Origin of the sequence: Streptomyces sp. NPDC028722 (assembly GCF_040637655.1) — a bacterium.
Lineage (GTDB): Bacteria > Actinomycetota > Actinomycetes > Streptomycetales > Streptomycetaceae > Streptomyces.
On the sequence record NZ_JBEZWU010000001.1, the window covers coordinates 322,833 to 339,228 of the forward strand.

Annotated in this window: 12 protein-coding genes; 5 read left to right on the forward strand and 7 right to left on the reverse strand. The window is 72.0% G+C overall.

Features of this window, described 5'->3' with window-relative positions:
• Positions 1–47 precede the first annotated feature (47 nt).
• The 5 genes from AB0F03_RS01430 to AB0F03_RS01450 all read right to left on the reverse strand — a co-directional run bounded on the left by AB0F03_RS01430 (position 48) and on the right by AB0F03_RS01450 (position 6,720).
• On the reverse strand, positions 48–1,424 hold the full coding sequence (locus tag AB0F03_RS01430) for an alpha-amylase family protein (RefSeq protein ID WP_361985134.1): 1,377 nt from the start codon (positions 1,422–1,424) through the stop codon (positions 48–50).
• 132 nt (positions 1,425–1,556) lie between these two features.
• Positions 1,557–3,239 carry a glycoside hydrolase family 13 protein gene (locus AB0F03_RS01435; RefSeq protein WP_361985804.1) on the reverse strand — a complete coding sequence of 561 codons (1,683 nt, stop codon included), beginning with the start codon at positions 3,237–3,239 and terminating at the stop codon, positions 1,557–1,559.
• 177 nt (positions 3,240–3,416) lie between these two features.
• Positions 3,417–4,322 (reverse strand): ABC transporter permease subunit, encoded by a 906-nt coding sequence (locus tag AB0F03_RS01440; protein WP_361985137.1) that lies wholly within the window; start codon positions 4,320–4,322, stop codon positions 3,417–3,419.
• A 19-nt stretch (positions 4,323–4,341) separates the two neighbouring features.
• Entirely contained in the window at positions 4,342–5,346 is a 1,005-nt protein-coding gene (locus AB0F03_RS01445) for a sugar ABC transporter permease (RefSeq protein WP_361985140.1), read from the reverse strand.
• 99 nt (positions 5,347–5,445) lie between these two features.
• Positions 5,446–6,720 carry an extracellular solute-binding protein gene (locus tag AB0F03_RS01450; protein ID WP_361985142.1) on the reverse strand — a complete coding sequence of 425 codons (1,275 nt, stop codon included), beginning with the start codon at positions 6,718–6,720 and terminating at the stop codon, positions 5,446–5,448.
• A 377-nt stretch (positions 6,721–7,097) separates the two neighbouring features.
• On the opposite strand from AB0F03_RS01450, the gene AB0F03_RS01455 reads away from it, so the two are divergent.
• Both AB0F03_RS01455 and AB0F03_RS01460 read left to right on the forward strand, forming a co-directional pair.
• Positions 7,098–8,132 carry a LacI family DNA-binding transcriptional regulator gene (locus AB0F03_RS01455; RefSeq protein ID WP_361985145.1) on the forward strand — a complete coding sequence of 345 codons (1,035 nt, stop codon included), beginning with the start codon at positions 7,098–7,100 and terminating at the stop codon, positions 8,130–8,132.
• A 68-nt stretch (positions 8,133–8,200) separates the two neighbouring features.
• Positions 8,201–9,067 (forward strand): phosphatase PAP2 family protein, encoded by an 867-nt coding sequence (locus AB0F03_RS01460; RefSeq protein WP_361985148.1) that lies wholly within the window; start codon positions 8,201–8,203, stop codon positions 9,065–9,067.
• A 32-nt stretch (positions 9,068–9,099) separates the two neighbouring features.
• Here the strand turns inward: AB0F03_RS01460 and AB0F03_RS01465 are convergent, their stop codons facing one another.
• Together AB0F03_RS01465 and AB0F03_RS01470 are read right to left on the reverse strand one after the other, a co-directional pair.
• On the reverse strand, positions 9,100–12,093 hold the full coding sequence (locus tag AB0F03_RS01465; RefSeq protein WP_361985151.1) for a bifunctional [glutamine synthetase] adenylyltransferase/[glutamine synthetase]-adenylyl-L-tyrosine phosphorylase: 2,994 nt from the start codon (positions 12,091–12,093) through the stop codon (positions 9,100–9,102).
• A 132-nt stretch (positions 12,094–12,225) separates the two neighbouring features.
• Positions 12,226–13,089 (reverse strand): DUF72 domain-containing protein, encoded by an 864-nt coding sequence (locus tag AB0F03_RS01470; protein WP_361985153.1) that lies wholly within the window; start codon positions 13,087–13,089, stop codon positions 12,226–12,228.
• Positions 13,090–13,215: 126 nt separating this feature from the next.
• Between AB0F03_RS01470 and AB0F03_RS01475 the strand changes: the two genes are divergently transcribed.
• Genes AB0F03_RS01475 through AB0F03_RS01485 form a run of 3 tightly spaced genes read left to right on the forward strand, consistent with a single transcriptional unit; the run spans position 13,216 to position 16,383 of the window.
• On the forward strand, positions 13,216–14,103 hold the full coding sequence (locus AB0F03_RS01475) for an alkaline phosphatase family protein (RefSeq protein ID WP_361985156.1): 888 nt from the start codon (positions 13,216–13,218) through the stop codon (positions 14,101–14,103).
• A gap of 1 nt (position 14,104) precedes the next feature.
• The gene (locus tag AB0F03_RS01480) at positions 14,105–15,367 is read left to right on the forward strand and encodes an MFS transporter (protein ID WP_361985159.1); all 1,263 of its coding nucleotides are present in this window, start codon (positions 14,105–14,107) and stop codon (positions 15,365–15,367) included.
• Positions 15,364–16,383 (forward strand): TolB-like translocation protein, encoded by a 1,020-nt coding sequence (locus AB0F03_RS01485; protein ID WP_361985162.1) that lies wholly within the window; start codon positions 15,364–15,366, stop codon positions 16,381–16,383. Before AB0F03_RS01480 ends, AB0F03_RS01485 begins: the two co-directional genes overlap by 4 nt.
• Positions 16,384–16,396: the final 13 nt, after the last annotated feature.

The following is a 16,396-nucleotide window of genomic DNA, read 5'->3' on the forward strand; positions in this document are numbered from 1 at the left end:
GTCCTGAAACCATGGGCAAGAGATTTCAGGGACCGGGGGGTGACGGGTCAGCAGCTCGGCTTGCCCGCGTAGAGCGCCAGGGCCGTGTCGGGGCCCAGGGTGGCGGTGAACCGGCCGCCGGAGTCCACGGTCACCGTGGTGTTGTTCTGGACGTTGCAGTACGTGCCGGCCGCGAGTGAGGTCTGGTAGGTGCGGGTGAGCGACGAGGACTCGTGGTTGATCGCCACGTACCCCTTGGCGCCGCGCCCGAAGGCGATGGCGTTGTTGCCGTTGTCCCACCAGTTGGCGACCGCCTGTCCGCGGGTGGCGTTGCGGAAGGCCACCATGGACCTGATCTCCGGCCAGGCGTGCTGGCACTTCCAGCCGTCCTGCCAGCAGGCGTTGACCTTGCCCCCGTTGGGCGGGCCGGCGTCGGCGTCGGTCCATTCGTAGCCGGAGTCGATGTCGGGGGCGCCGTAGGGCCAGGCGAGCATGAAGACGTTGGCCAGGGTGTAGTCGGCGCCGGCCTTGTAGTTCAGGGTGCTGCCGTTGCGTTCGGTGTCGTGGTTGTCCACGAAGACGCCGGCCACGGAGCTGTTCAGATAGCCCCAGCCCTCGCCGTAGTTGCTCAGGTAGGCCAGCTTCTCGCTGGTGAGGACGCGCTTGAGGTCGTAGGCGTAGCGGAACTCCTGGACGTCCCCGTTGCCGGTGTACTCGCCGGGCTGGACGGCCTCCCCGGCGCCGTAGATGACCTCCTGCTTCCAGTAGACGCCGGGGTTGGTCAGGCGGCTCTTGATGTTGGCCAGGTCGGCGCTGTCGATGTGTTTGGCGGCGTCGATGCGGAAGCCGTCGACGCCCAGGGAGAGCAGGTCGTCGAGGTAGCCGGCGATCGTCTTGCGGACGTACTCCTCACCGGTGTCCAGGTCGGCCAGGCCGACGAGTTCGCAGTGCTGGACGTTCCAGCGGTCGGCGTAGTTCGACACCGGGGAGGTGCAGTCGTCGAAGTCGTACGAGGAGTACAGGCCGGGGTAGCTGTACTTCGTGTACGCCGTGCCGCCGGTGCCGGTGCCGCTGCCGGCCGCCATGTGGTTGACGACCGTGTCGGCGACGACCTTGACGCCCGCGGCGTGGCAGGTGTTCACCATGTTCCGGAAGGCGGCCCGGTCGCCGAGACGGCCGGCGATCCTGTAGGACACCGGCTGGTACGACGTCCACCACTGCGGGCCCTGTATGTGCTCGGCGGGCGGGGAGACCTGGACGTAGCCGTATCCGGCGGGGCCGAGGGTGGTGGTGCACTCCTTGGCGACCGAGGCGAAGTTCCACTCGAAGAGGACGGCGGTGACGTCCTTGGTGCCGGGCGGGGAGGCCTCGGCATTTGTCGGGTTCATGCCAACCGTGAGGGCGGCTGCGAGGGCGAGCCCCGCGGGGAGGATCCTGCGTGCCATGTGGGGTTCCTTCGACGCTGAAGGTTCTTGCTGCAATGTCTGAAAGTTGCGGTGACGCAGATGGTAAGGGCCCGCTGCCGTAAAAGGCAGCGGGCCGGTGTGAAGTTGATGCAAGAAATTTCGGACGGTCCGTCAGACCGCGGCGGCCCACCACACGGTCGTGTCGGCGGGCACCTTCGCCTCGTCGCCACTCTCCGCGACCTCACCGCTGCTGAGCAGCACCCGGCCGTACACCGGGGTCCGCACCGTCTCGCCCGTGGTGTTCGCGACACAGACGAAGTCGCCGCGCCGGAAGGCCAGTACGCCCTCGGGCGCCCGCAGCCACTCCACCGCGTCGCCCGCGCCCAGGTCCGGCCGCGACCGGCGCAGCCGCAGCGCGGTGCGGTACAGCTCCAGGGTGGAACCGGGCGCGCCGGTCTGCGCCTGGACGCTCAGCTCGCCCCACTGGGCCGGCTGCGGGAGCCAGCTGCCGCCGTCGCCGAAGCCGTACGACGACCCCTCGCGGGTCCACGGGATCGGCACCCGGCAGCCGTCGCGGAAGCCGTCCTGGCCGGCGCCGCGGAAGTACGCCGGGTCCTGGCGCACCTCGTCGGGCAGGTCGACGACGTCCGGGAGGCCCAGTTCCTCGCCCTGGTAGACGTAGGCCGAGCCGGGCAGGGCCAGCATCAGCAGGGTGGCCGCCCGGGCCCGCCTGAGCCCCAGTCCGCGGTCGCCCGCGGTGCGGATCTGGGTGCCGAGGCCGGGCGGGTTGGCGAAGCGGGTGGCGTGCCGGGTGACGTCGTGGTTGGACAGCACCCAGGTCGCGGGGGCGCCGACCGGGCGCATGGCCTCCAGGGTGCGGTCGATGACGGCGCGCAGCTCGCCCGCGTCCCACGCCGTGCCCAGGTACTGGAAGTTGAATGCCTGGTGCAGTTCGTCGGGGCGGACGTAGTGGGCGGTGCGCTCGACGGTCGGGGTCCAGGCCTCGGCGACGAAGATCCGCTCACCCGCGTACTCGTCGAGGATGCCGCGCCACTGGCGGTAGATGTCGTGCACGCCGTCCTGGTCGAAGAACGGCATGACATCGTTGCCCAGCAGTTTCAGCTGCTCGTGCGAGCCGAGGTCGGGCAGGCCCTCCGCCTTGACCAGGCCGTGGGCGACGTCGATCCGGAAGCCGTCGACGCCCATGTCCAGCCAGAAACGCAGGATGGAGCGGAACTCGTCACCGACGGCCGGGTGGTTCCAGTTGAAGTCGGGCTGCTCGGGGGCGAAGAGGTGCAGGTACCACTCGCCGGGGGTGCCGTCCGGCTCGGTCACCCGGGTCCAGGCCGGGCCGCCGAAGATGGACTCCCAGTCGTTGGGCGGCAGTTCGCCGTTCTTCCCCTTGCCGGGACGGAAGTGGTAGCGCTCCCGCAGCGGCGAGCCGGGGCCCTCGGCGAGGGCCCGCTTGAACCACTCGTGCTGGTCGGAGGAGTGGTTGGGGACCAGGTCGACGATGATCCGCAGTCCCAGTCCGTGCGCGTCGCGGATGAGCGCGTCGGCATCGAGGAGGCTGCCGAACATGAGGTCGACGGCGCGGTAGTCGGCGACGTCGTAGCCGGCGTCGGCCTGCGGGGAGGCGTAGAAGGGGCTCAGCCACACGGCGTCGACGCCGAGGTCGCGCAGGTACGGGAGGCGGGAGCGTACGCCTTCCAGGTCGCCCATGCCGTCGCCGTTGCTGTCGGCGAAGCTGCGCGGATAGACCTGGTAGATGACCGCGTCCCGCCACCAGTCGCGGCGGTCGGCGACGGTGGCGGCGAGGTGGCGGGCCGGTGCGGCGGAGTGCTGCTGGCTCATGGCGTCCTTGATACGTGACAGGGGCATGGTGGGCGTGGATACGGCGGCGGTCGGAGGGTACGAGGCGGGCCGCGGGGCCGGCGGGGTCCGGTCGTCCCCCCGCCGGAGCGGCGGGGGGAAGGCCCGCGCGGCCCGCCCACCCGCGCGGCCGGGCCGCGCGGGAGCCTCCGGCGGGCGTCAGCCCTTGGTGCCGCCGGCGGTGAGACCGGTGACGAGGTTCTTCTGCACGAGATAGAAGAACACGGTCACGGGTATCGCGATCAGCACCGCGGTGGCGGCCATGTAGTTCCACTGGGCGTCGTGCTGGCTGACGAAGGTCTGGAGGCCGACGGCGAAGGTGTACTTGGAGTCGTCCAGCATGAAGGTGGTCGCGAAGGCGACCTCCCCGACGGCGGTGATGAAGTTGTAGAACGCGGCGACGGCCAGGCCCGGGCGGGCCAGCGGCAGGATCAGCCGGAAGAAGGTCCCGAACGGGGTGAGCCCGTCCACGCGTCCGGCCTCGTCGATCTCGAAGGGGATGGTGTCGAAGTACCCCTTGAGCAGCCACGCGCTGTACGGCACGGCGGTGGTGCAGTTGATGATGATCAGCGACCAGTAGGTGTCGATGAGGCCGAGTTCGCCGAAGATCTCGTACATCGGCACGATCAGGATGGCGATCGGGAAGGCCTGGGTGAGCAGCAGGACCCACATCAGCTGCTTGTAGCCGGGGAAGCGCATGCGGGAGACCGCGTAGCCGGTGGTCGCGGCGACGAAGACACCGATGAGGGTGGTACCGAGGGCCACGATCATCGTCGACCTGAACCAGTCGAAGAACGCGGTGTGCTCCAGCACGAAGCGGTAGTTGCCGAAGGTCAGCTTGTCCGCGATCTTGCCCGGGTGCAGGTAGTCGTCCTTGCCCGGGCCGAGGGACAGGTAGAACAGCCAGGCCACCGGGGCCAGGGCGATGAGGCTCGCCGCGGTGAGGCCGCCGTGCAGCAGGGCGGCGCCGAGCGGGCCGCGCTCGCCGCGCCGGCGCGTGCGGCGCGCGGGCGCGGTGGCGCAGGCCGGTGCGGTCTCGGTCTTTTCCAGGGTCGGGGTGCTCATGGCGGCGGCTCCTGCGGCGTCAGACGGCGAGCTGGTCATTGCGCTTCAGCCAGCGGAAGTAGAAGGAGGTGAAGACGGTCAGGATCGACAGCAGCAGCACGCCGTACGCGGCGGACTGGGCGAAGTCACGCGGCTGCTGGCCGAAGCCGAGGTAGTAGGCCCAGGTCACGAGTATCTGGGCGTCGGGCGCGCCGGTCGGGCCGAACAGCAGGAAGATGATGGCGAACTGGTTGAAGGTCCAGATGATGCCGAGCAGGACGACGGTGGAGCTGACCGAGCGCAGGCCGGGCAGGGTGACGTACCGGAAGCGCTGCCAGGCGGTGGCGCCGTCCATCTCCGCGGCCTCGTAGAGCGAGGAGTCGATGGACTGGAGGCCGCCGAGCAGGGAGAGCATCATGAACGGCACACCGCACCAGGTGTTGACCATGATGGCGGCGAACCGCTGCCAGAACGTGTCCTCCAGCCACTGCGGCTGGGGCAGGTGGAGGGCGCCGAGGACCTGGTTGAGCACGCCGGAGTCGGCGAGCATGATCCGCCAGGAGAAGACGGTGACGAAGGTCGGCACGGCCCAGGGCAGCACGAGCAGCAGCCGGTAGACGGTGCGGCCGCGCAGCTTCTGGTCGAGCATGAGCGCGAGGCCGAGACCGATGGTGTAGTGCAGGACGACGCAGGCGGCGGTCCAGAAGACGGTCCACAGGAAGTGCGACCAGAACCGGTCGTAGGCCGTCGGGCCGAACAGGATGTCCTTGTAGTTGTCCAGGCCGATGAACCGGTAGGTGGCGGCGATGTGGTTGACGCCGATGGTGCGCGCCGAGTTGAGGCTGTTGGCGTCGGTGAGGGTGAGGTAGACGCCGCGGAACAGCGGGTAGGCGACGATGCCGCCGAGCACGGCGACCACCGGGGCGATCATCGCGTAGGCGTACCAGTGCTTCTGGTAGCCGTTCCTGATGCGCTGCCCCAGCCCGGGCCGAGGCGCGCGGTCACCGCGGCGCTTGCCGGTCGCGCGGTCGATGGCGACTGTCATGGTTCGACACCTTCAAAGATCAAGGATTCGGGCTGGGTACAGGGCGGTGGCCGCCGGATCCCTCCCCTCCTGACGAGGGGATCCGGCGGCCACTGCGGCTCACTTGCTGAAGTCGGGCACCAGCTTGGCGATGGCCAGTTCGACGTTGCCCAGGCCCTTGTCCAGGGACTCCCGGCCCGAGGCGATCTTGGGCAGCTCGGTGTCCAGCGGACTCCACAGGGAGCTGTACTCGGGCAGCGCCGGGCGCGGCTGGGCGGAGGCGAGGACACCCTGGTAGCCGGCGATGCCGGGGTCGGCCTTGACCTGGGCGGTGTAGGCGTCGGAGCGGGTCGGCAGGGTGGAGTTCTTCAGGGCGACGGCCTCCTGGGACTTCGCGGAGGTCATGAACTTGACGAACTTCAGGGCCGCCGCCTGGTGGGCCTTGTCCGAGCCGGCGTAGACCGAGAGGTTGTGGCCGCCGGTCGGGGCGCCCGCCTTGCCGGCGGAGCCGGCCGGGACGGTGGCGATGCCGAGGTTGGCCTTGTCCTTGAAGGCCGCGCCCTGGTAGAAGTTCGTGATCTCCCAGGGGCCCTGGATGATCGCGGCGACCTTGCCGTTGACGAACGCGTCCTGGATGTGGGCGTAGGCGTCGGCGGTGGTGTCGGCCTTGTGCAGGCCCTTGCCGGAGAACGTGCTGAGCCAGGTGCCGTAGGCCTTCTTGGCGGCGGCGGAGCCGACGGTGATCTTCTTCGCCGCGGCGTCGACGGTGTCGGTGCCCTCGCCGTAGAGGAAGGTCTGCGCGTAGTAGCCCTGGGTGGAGCCCCAGTAGCCGTCGGCCTTGGTCTTCGCCTGGATCTTGGCGGCGTCGGACTTCAGCTCGTCCCAGGTCCTGGGCGCCTGGCCGATGCCGGCCTTCTTGAACAGCGCCTTGTTGTAGACCAGGGCGAGGGTGTCGGTGACCAGCGGGACGCCGTAGGTCTTGCCCTGGTACTGGGCCTGCTCGACCAGGCTGGGCTGGAACTTCGCCCGGTCGGCGAGGGCCTCGGTGCCGTCCAGCGGCAGGAAGAAGCCCTTCTTGGCGAAGGCGGGGGTCCAGCCGACCTCGGAGCGCAGCACGTCCGGGGCGCCCTGGGAACCGGCGGCGGTGTCGAACTTGTTCTGCGCCTGGTCGAAGGGGACGTTGACGTACTTGACCTTGATGTTCTTGTTGGCGCTCTCGAACTGCTGCACCAGGCTCTTGTACGTCGGCGCCTCATTGGTGGCGTTGGAGGTGTCCCACCAGGTGATGGTGACCGGGCCGTCCGACTTTCCGCTGTCGCCGTCGCTCCCGCCGCATGCCGTCGCCGTGAGGGCGAGGGACGCCACCAGCGCGGAGGCCGCTATGCCACGCCGCATGAGTTCTCCTTGAGGGTTGAGCCCGAGTGGTACAGGAGGCGGTACCGTCCGCCCCTGCGACTTGCCGACTGCGCCGTTGCCACGGCCGGGCGACTGGGAACGTAACAGCGATGTAAGCGTTGCGAAAGACCTTGCAGAAAAAAAGTGCAAGGGAGCACGATGGTTACCCACCCGTGACCGGCTCTCGACCGCGGCGCGACCCAAGGGGGGAGCGGCTGAGCGGCGAGGATCGCTCCTGTGCAAGACTCTGCAAGCTCTTGCCGCCATGAAACCGAGGGAGCGCGATGAAGCAGCAACCCACGGCAGGTCCCCCGGCCGCCCGCGCCCGGCGTCCGGCCGGTGTGCAAGGGGACATACGACCGGTACAGTCCGGTGCCGTGACCACACGGCTTGCCGATATCGCTGCGCAGGCGGGGGTGAGCGAAGCGACCGTCAGCCGGGTCCTCAACGGGAAGCCGGGCGTCGCCGCCACCACCCGCGAATCCGTGCTGGCCGCGCTGGACGTGCTCGGCTACGAGCGTCCGGTGCGGCTGCGCCAGCGCAGTGAGGGCCTGGTGGGCCTGATCACCCCGGAGCTGGAGAACCCGATATTCCCGGCCCTGGCCCAGGTCATCGGCCAGGCGCTGACCCGTCAGGGGTACACGCCGGTGCTCGCCACGCAGACCCCGGGCGGGTCGACGGAGGACGAGCTGACCGAGATGCTCGTGGACCGCGGGGTCGCCGGGATCATCTACGTCTCCGGGCTGCACGCCGACACCACCGCCGACATGCAGCGCTACGAGCGGCTGCGCGCGCAGGGCGTGCCGTTCGTGCTGGTGGACGGCTTCTCGCCGAAGGTGCAGGCGCCGTTCATCTCTCCCGACGACCGGGCGGCGATGGCGCTGGCGGTCACACATCTGGTGTCGCTGGGGCACACCCGGATCGGGCTGGCGCTCGGGCCGAAGCGGTTCGTGCCGGTGCAGCGCAAGATCGAGGGCTTCGTGCGGACCGTGCAGGAGCAGCTGGGGATTCCCGCGCAGACCGTCGAGACGGAACTGGTCCAGCACTCGCTGTACACGCTGGAGGGCGGTCAGGCCGCCGCGGCGGCGCTGATCGAGCGGGGTTGCACGGCGGTGGTCTGCGCCAGCGACATGATGGCCCTGGGGGCGATACGGGCGGCCCGGCAGCGGGGCCTGGAGGTGCCACGGGACGTGTCGGTGGTCGGGTTCGACGACTCCCCGCTGATCGCGTTCACCGACCCGCCGCTGACCACCGTCCGCAAGCCGGTCCCGGCGATGGGGCAGGCGGCGGTGCGCACGCTGCTGGAGGAGATCGGCGGCACCCCGGCGCCGCACAGCGAGTTCGTGTTCATGCCGGAGCTGGTGGTGCGTGGTTCCACGGCCTCGGCCCCGCGCGCCCTGCGTGCCTCGTAGAAGGTGCGCCGTGGAACCGTCCGGGGGATGATCGGGCGGGGAAACCTTTTCTGGCAGACTCTGTGTCTATGAGTGACTCGACCGTGACAGAACCGGAAGGTCGCGAGCAGGTGACCGTTCCGCGGGTCGTCACGGGCGAGGCCGGACGGGGCCCGCTGGGCCGGCTGCGGCGTCCGCGACGGCCCCGGCTGTGGTTCGAGATCCTTCTGGTCGCGGTGAGTTACTGGACGTACTCGCTGATCCGCAACGCCGTGCCGGAGCAGCGGGCCGAGGCGCTGCGCAACGCGCGCTGGATCTGGCGCGTCGAGCACAGCCTGGGCGTCGCCGTCGAGCAGTCGGTCAACCACGCCGCCAACTCGGTGACTTGGCTGATCATCGGCATGAACTACTACTACGCCACACTGCACTTCGTCATCACGATCGGCGTGCTGGTGTGGCTGTACCGGTGGCATCCCGGCCGGTACGCGGCGACCCGGCTGGCGCTGTTCGCGACCACGGGCGTGGCCCTCGCGGGTTACTACCTGTTCCCCCTGGCACCGCCCCGGCTCATGCGCGGCGGGCACTTCGTCGACACCGTGCTGATCCACCACACCTGGGGCTCCATGGCGTCCGGCGACCTCAAGCACATGTCGAACCAGTACGCGGCGATGCCGTCGATGCACATCGGCTGGTCGCTGTGGTGCGGGCTGACGGTGTTCGCGCTGGCCTCGGTGCCGTGGGCGCGGGTGCTGGGGCTGGCGTACCCGACGCTCACCCTGCTGGTGATCGTCGCCACGGCCAACCACTTCTGGCTGGACGCGGTGGGCGGCATGGTCTGCCTGTGCTTCGGGTTCGCGGTGGCCCGGCTCTGGTACGGCACCCTGCCGTACGCGCTGCCCCGGCGGGTGACGGCGCCGCCCGCGGGTGAGCCGGTGCCCGCCGTCACGTCCGCGTAGCGGCACGGCGCACACGGACGGCGGTGCCGGTTTCAGTCCGCGTAGAACAGCTCCTCCACGACCGTGCGCGCCCGGCGGGCGGTGCGCCGGTAGGCGTCCAGCATGTCCCCGGCGTGCCCGGCGCCGTAGCCCAGGTAGCGGCCGACGGCGGCCAGCTCGCGGGGCTCGGTGGGGAAGGTGTCCCCGGCCCGGCCGCGGACCAGCATGACCGCGTTGCGCACCCGGGTGGCCAGCACCCACGCCTCGTCCAGGATCTCCGCGTCCGCGGCGGACAGCAGCCCGGCGTCGCGGGCGGCGGCCAGGGCCCCGCGGGTGCGGGTGGTGCGCAGGCCGGGCTCGTGGTGGGCGTGGCGCAGCTGGAGCAGCTGGACGGTCCACTCGACGTCGGACAGGCCGCCGGGGCCGAGCTTGGTGTGCAGCTTGGGGTCGGCGCCCCGGGGCAGCCGCTCGGACTCCATCCGGGCCTTCAGCCGGCGGATCTCGCGGACCGCGTCCTCGCCGAGACCCTCGGCCGGATAGCGCAGGGGGTCGACCAGGGCGGTGAAGCGCCGGCCCAGGTCCTCGTCGCCGGCGACGGGTTCGGCCCGCAGCAGCGCCTGGGACTCCCAGACCAGGGACCAGCGGCGGTAGTACGCCTCGTACGACTTCAGGGTGCGCACCAACGGGCCCGACTTGCCCTCCGGGCGCAGGTCCGCGTCGATGAGCAGCGGCGGGTCGGCGCTGGGCAGCTGGAGCAGGCGGCGCATCTCGGCGACGATCCTGTTCGCGGCGGCGGACGCCTCCTGTTCGTCCGCGCCGTCCCGGGGTTCGTGCACGAACAGCACGTCCGCGTCGGAGCCGTAGCCCAGCTCGTGCCCGCCGAAGCGGCCCATCCCGATGATCGCGAACCGGGTGGGCAGGGCGTCGCCCCAGCCGTCGCGGACGACCGCGCTCAGGGTGCCGGCGAGGGTGGCCGCGGTGAGGTCGGAGACGGCCGCGCCGACCCGGTCCACGAGGGCGCCCTGGTCGGTCTCGGCGGCGTTGGCCTCGGTGCCGTAGGAGCCGACGATGTCGGCGGCGGCGGTGCGGAACAGCTCGCGGCGGCGGACCCCGCGGGCCGCGGTGACGCCCGGCCCGGCGCCGGCCGCGCGGCCCACCGCGGCCATGATCTCCTGCTCCAGGGGGACGCGGTCGCGGGGCGCGAGGCCGCCGGCGTCCCCGTCGCCCAGCAGCGCCACCGCCTCGGGGGCGCGCATCAGCAGGTCGGGGGCGAGGCGGCCCGCCGACAGGACGCGGGCCAGGTTCTCGGCCGCCGCCCCCTCGTCGCGCAGCAGCCGCAGGTACCAGGGCGTCTTGCCGAGCGCGTCGGAGACCTTGCGGAAGTTGAGCAGGCCGGCGTCGGGGTCGGCCGAGTCGGCGAACCAGCCGAGCAGGACCGGGAGCAGGGTGCGCTGGATCGCCGCCTTGCGGGTCACCCCGGAGGCCAGGGCCTCCAGGTGGCGCAGGGCGGCGGCCGGGTCGGCGTAACCGAGGGCGACCAGCCGTGCCCGGGCCGCCTCGGGGCTCAGCCGGGTCTCGCCGGGCGCCAGCTGGGCCACCGCGTCGAGCAGCGGGCGGTAGAAGAGTTTCTCGTGCAGCCGCCGTACGACGCCGGTGTGCCGCCGCCACTCGCGGTTCAGCCCGCTCACCGGGTCGGTGCGCAGGCCCAGGGAGCGGCCGAGGCGGCGCTGGTCCGCCTCCGCCTCGGGGACGAGGTGGGTGCGGCGCAGGCGGTACAGCTGGATGCGGTGCTCCATCGAGCGCAGGAAGCGGTAGGCCTCGTCCAGGCGGGCGGCGTCCTCGCGGCCGACGTAGCCGCCGGCGGCGAGGGCCTGGAGGGCGTCCAGGGTGGTGCCGCTGCGCAGGGCCGGGTCGGTGCGGCCGTGCACCAGCTGGAGGAGCTGCACGGCGAACTCGACGTCGCGCAGGCCGCCGGGGCCGAGTTTGAGTTCGCGGTCGATCTCGGCCGGGGGGATGTTCTCCACCACGCGGCGGCGCATCTTCTGCACGTCCGTCACGAAGTTCTCGCGGTCCGCCGCCTGCCACACGAGGGGGTGCAGCGCGTCGAGGTAGGCCTGGCCGAGGTCGGCGTCGCCGGCCACCGGGCGGGCCTTGAGGAGGGCCTGGAACTCCCAGGTCTTGGCCCAGCGCTGGTAGTAGGCGAGGTGGCTGCTGAGGGTGCGGACGAGGGGGCCGTTGCGGCCCTCGGGGCGGAGATTGGCATCGACCGGCCAGATGGAGCCCTCGACGGTCGTCTCGGAGCAGATCCGCATGAGGTGGGAGGCCAGTGAGGTGGCGGAGTTGACGGCCTTGTTCTCGGGTGTTCCGTCGGTCGCCTCGGCCACGAAGATGACGTCCACGTCGGAGACGTAGTTCAGTTCGTGGCCGCCGCACTTGCCCATGGCGATCACCGCGAGGCGGCAGGCGGCGGCGTCCTCGGGGGCGGCGCGCCGGGCCATGGCCAGGGCCGCGCGGAGGGTGGCGGTGGCCAGGTCGGCGAGTTCCGCGGCGGTCTCGGCCACGTCGGTGGTGCCGCAGACGTCCCGGGCGGCGATGGAGAGCAGGCAGCGGCGGTAGGCGACGCGGAGGCTGACCGGGTCGTCGGCCTCGGCCAGGCCGCGTTCGAACTCCGTGAGGCCCGGGTGCAGGTCCTGCGGCTCGTAGGTGACCAGGACCTGCCAGTCGGTGGGGTGGCGGGCCAGATGGTCGGCGAGGGCGGCGGAGGCGCCGAGGACGCCGAGGAGGCGGTCGCGCAGGGGCTTCGCCGCGATCAGGGTGTCCAGCAGGGAACGGTGGGCCGTGGGGCCGTCCTGCGCCTCCAGGAGGCGGACCAGGCCGTGCAGGGCGAGGTCGGGGTCGGCGGTGGCGCCGAGGGCTTCGAGGAGGACCGGGTCGTCGCGGACGGGGCCGAGTTCGGGGCCGTCCAGGAGGCGCTCGGCGGCGGAGGGGTCGGTGAAGCCGTGCCGCAGCAGACGGGTGAAGGTGCTGCTCCTGCGCCCCGGCGTCATGTCCGTGGTCTCCCCTCGGATCTTCGGTCGTCCTGGCCAGAGCCTAACCGGAGGGGGCCGGGGCAGCTCCGCCCGCGGTCGGGTGGGGGCGGGCCCGTACGCGCGGGGGCGCACGGGCCGTGCGGCCCCCGGTCAGGTGGTGACCCGGCTGGTGCGGTCCTGCTGGTGCGGGAACGCCGTCGTCAGCAGGTCGTGCATGGTCTGGGCGGCCCTCGGCGCCGCGTCGCCGCAGCAGTTGTTGAACAGGAGGTGCAGTTCCTCGGTGTGCCGGGACAGGTCCCGGACGCGCGGCAGCCATTCGGTCAGTTCCGCCGCCATGTAGGTGTGGCGGAAGCGCTCCTCCTTCGTGCCCGCGCCCCACAGGGGGCTGCGGCCGTGGAAGCGGACCACGGCCAGGCGGGGGGTGGTCACGACGGCCGGCGTCATGCCCTCGACGGTGTCCGTGGCCACGGCGGAGGCGTCGATGTCCTGGAGGAAGGCGGCCGTACGGCCGGTCCGCCACCAGGCGGGGTCGCGGAACTCGGCGGCGAACGGCCAGCCGCGGGCGCGTTCGCGGGCGGCGCGCACGAAGTCCTCGGCCTCGGGGCCGGGGGCGAGGGAGGGCGGGAACTGGAACAGGAGGGTGCCCAGGCGGCCTGCGTCGCGCAGGGGGGTGAGGGCTTCGGCGTAGCGGGCCCAGACCTCGGCGCGCAGGGCCTCGTCGCGGGGGTGGCCGCGCAGGTCGGCGGGGAGCGCGGCCGGGCGGGTGGGGTGGCCGGTGAGGAGGGAGAACGCCTTGACGTCGAAGCGGAAGCCGGGGGGTGTGCGCTCCGCCCACAGGGCCGTGGTGCGCGCGGCCGGCAGGGCGTAGTACGGCGAGTCGACCTCGACCACGGGGAAGCGGGTCGCGTAGTGGCGCAGGCGTTTCTCGGCGTCGCGGTGGCCCCGTGGGTACCAGCCGCTCGCGAGCAGTGCAGGGTCCGTCCAGCCGCAGGTACCGATGAGGATGTCCGCCATGGGGCGCGGGTACCCGCCGTTCACCGGCTCTTCACTCACGGGGTCGGCCCGCGTGGGCCACGGGCAGATTGGCGTGTGCATGCTCTGAGCGCACCGCCAGCCGCCCATCCCTACCCGGAGGTTGATGTGTCCGGCAGTTCCGTGTACCGCCGTGCCCGTACCGTCGTGGCGTCCGCCTCGGCCCTCGCCGCGGCCGCGTTCGGGCTGTGGACCGGCCTCGGCAGCGGATCCGCGCACGCCGCGGGCACCGTGCCCAGCCCGGACCACGTCATCGTCGTGGTCTTCGAGAACCACGCCTACAGCCAGGTCATCGATTCCTCCAGCGCGCCGTACATCAACTCGCTGAAGAGCGGCGGCGCGAACCTCACGCAGTCCTACGCCGAGACCCACCCGAGCCAGCCGAACTACTTCGCGCTGTTCTCCGGCTCCACGCAGGGCATCACCGACGACAGCTGCTACACGCCGGGCTTCTCCTCGGCGCCCAACCTGGCGTCCGAGCTGATCGCCGCCGGGCGCAGCTGGGCCAGCTACAACGAGACCCTGCCGAGCCAGGGCTCCACCACGTGCAGCAGCGGTAACTACGCGCGCAAGCACAACCCTTGGTTCGGTTTCAGCAACGTGCCGGTGTCGTCGGCGAAGACGTTCGCCCAGTTCCCGGCGGACTACTCGACGCTGCCCAAGGTGTCCTTCGTCGTGCCGAACCTGTGCAGCGACATGCACGACTGCTCGGTGTCCACCGGTGACACCTGGCTGAAGAACAATCTGGGCGCGTACGCGACCTGGGCCAAGACCCACAACAGCCTGCTCGTCGTCACCTTCGACGAGGACAACCGGCTCAGCGGGAACCGGATCCCGACCGTGCTCTACGGGCAGCCCGTGACCGCCGGTGCCAGCTCCTCGGTCACCTACAACCACTACGACCTGCTGCGCACCCTGGAGGACACCCAGGGCCTGAGCACGCACGCGGGCAACGCGGCGACCGCCAAGGACATCACCGGCGTCTGGGCGTCCTGACGTGTACGTAGCGGACAGTCGCGCGTCCACGTCCGCTCACGGCGCCGCCCGGCCCTCCGCCGGGCGGCGCCGTGCCGCGGTCGCGCCGACGGTGCTCGCGCTGGGCACGGTGAGCCTGGTCACCGACGTGTCGTCGGAGATGGTGACGGCGGTGCTGCCGCTGTACCTGGTCACCGGACTCGGCCTGTCGCCCCTGGGGTTCGGCCTGCTGGACGGCATCTACAACGGCTTCTCGGCGCTCGTACGCCTCGTCGGCGGGCACCTCGCCGACCGGGGCGGCGGGCGGCACAAGTGGGTCGCCGGGCTGGGGTACGGCATCTCGGCCGTGTGCAAGCCCCTGTTGCTGGTGGCGCACACGCTGACCCCGATCGGCGCGGTGCTCGCCGCCGACCGCACCGGCAAAGGACTGCGGACGGCCCCGCGCGACGCGCTGATCTCGCTGTCGAGCACGCCGGAGACGCGCGGGCGGGCCTTCGGGGTGCACCGCGCGATGGACACCGCCGGGGCCCTGCTCGGACCGCTGGCGGCGTTCCTCATCCTGCGGGCCACCGTGGACGGTTACGACGCGGTGTTCGCCGTCAGCGCCTGCGTGGCCGCGCTGGGTCTGCTGGTGCTGGTGCTCTTCGTGCCGGGCGGGCGCAAGCCGGCGACCCCGGCGACCCCCGCTGAGCGGCCGACCCTGCGGGCCGCCGTCGGGCTGCTGCGCCGCCGCGACCTGCGCCGAATCACCGTCTGCGCGCTGCTGCTGGGCCTCGCCACGGTGAGCGACTCCTTCGTCTACCTGCTGCTCCAGCGGCGTCTCGGGGTGCCCGACCGGTGGTTCGCGCTGCTGCCGCTGGGTACGGCCGCCGCGTTCCTGCTGCTGGCGGTGCCGCTCGGCCGGCTCGCGGACCGGGTGGGGAGCTGGGCGGTCTTCCTGGCCGGGCACGGGGCCCTGCTCCTCGCCTACGCCCTGCTGCTGACCTCCTGGCACGGCACCGGGCTGCCGTATCTCGTCCTCGCCCTGCACGGCGGCTTCTACGCGGCCACCGACGGGGTGCTGATGGCCGCCGCCTCCGACAGCGTGCCGGAGCGGCTGCGCTCCTCCGGTCTCGCCGTCGTACAGACCGGGCAGGCGCTGACCCGGTTCGCCTGCTCCCTGCTGTTCGGCGCGGCCTGGACGGTCTGGGGCGACCGGGCGGCGCTGGCGGGCGCGCTGGTGGCGCTGGCCGCGTGTGCCGCCTTCTCCCTGACGCTGCGCCCGGCGGGGGCGGTGACCGCATGACCGTACGCTCGCGCGTCCTCGTCCTCGTCGCGGCCGTCGCCGTGCTGGCGGCGGTCGGGCTGGCCGCCGTGCTGCACGCCTCCGCGCGCGCCGAGCGCCGTGACCACCCACAGGCGGGCGGTCCGCGCGTCACCCCGGGACCGGTGACGCTGCGCGGGTCCGGGCGCCTGGTGTTCCGCAACATGGCGTGGGGCCCGCACCGGGACGAGCTGACCGCCGTCCCGGCCGCTGACCCGGGCGGGCCGCGCACCGCCTCCGGCCTCAAGTGCCTCCGCTTCCACGCCGCCTCGGGCACCGGCGTGTGCCTGCAAGCCGTGCACGGGCCGGTCTCGGACACCTACCGGGCGCTGATCCTGGACTCCCGTCTGCACACCGTGGACCGCTACGACGTGCCGGGCATCCCGTCGCGCGCCCGGGTCTCCCCCACCGGGCACTTCGCGGCCTGGACGGCGTTCGTGGGCGGCGACTCGTACGCCGGGACGCACTTCTCCACGCGCGCCGCGATCGTGGACACCCGCACGGGCGAGCTGATCCCGTCGCTGGAGTCCTTCCGGATCGTCCGGGACGGGCGGCCCTACCGGGCGGCGGACGCCAACTTCTGGGGCGTGACGTTCGCGGCCGACGACCGCACGTTCTACGCCACCCTGGCCGGCGGGGGCCGGACCTATCTGGTCCGCGGCGACCTGCGCGACCGCACGGTCACCACTCTGCACGCCAATGTCGAATGCCCGTCCCTGTCGCCCGACGGCACCCGGATCGCGTACAAGAAGCGGGTGGCGGGGCTGCCCGAGGACGCGCCCTGGCGGCTGTACGTCCTCGATCTGCGCACCCTGCGGGAGACCCCGCTCGGCGAACCGCGCAGCGTGGACGACCAGGCGCTGTGGCGGGACACGCACACGCTCGTGTACGCGCTGCCCGGGGACTACGGCGCCGACCTGTACGAGATTCCGGCGGACGGGTCGGGAAGGCCGCGGCGGATCAGCCCGGCCGCCGTGTCGCCGGCGTACCTCCGATAGCCGCACCCCGGGT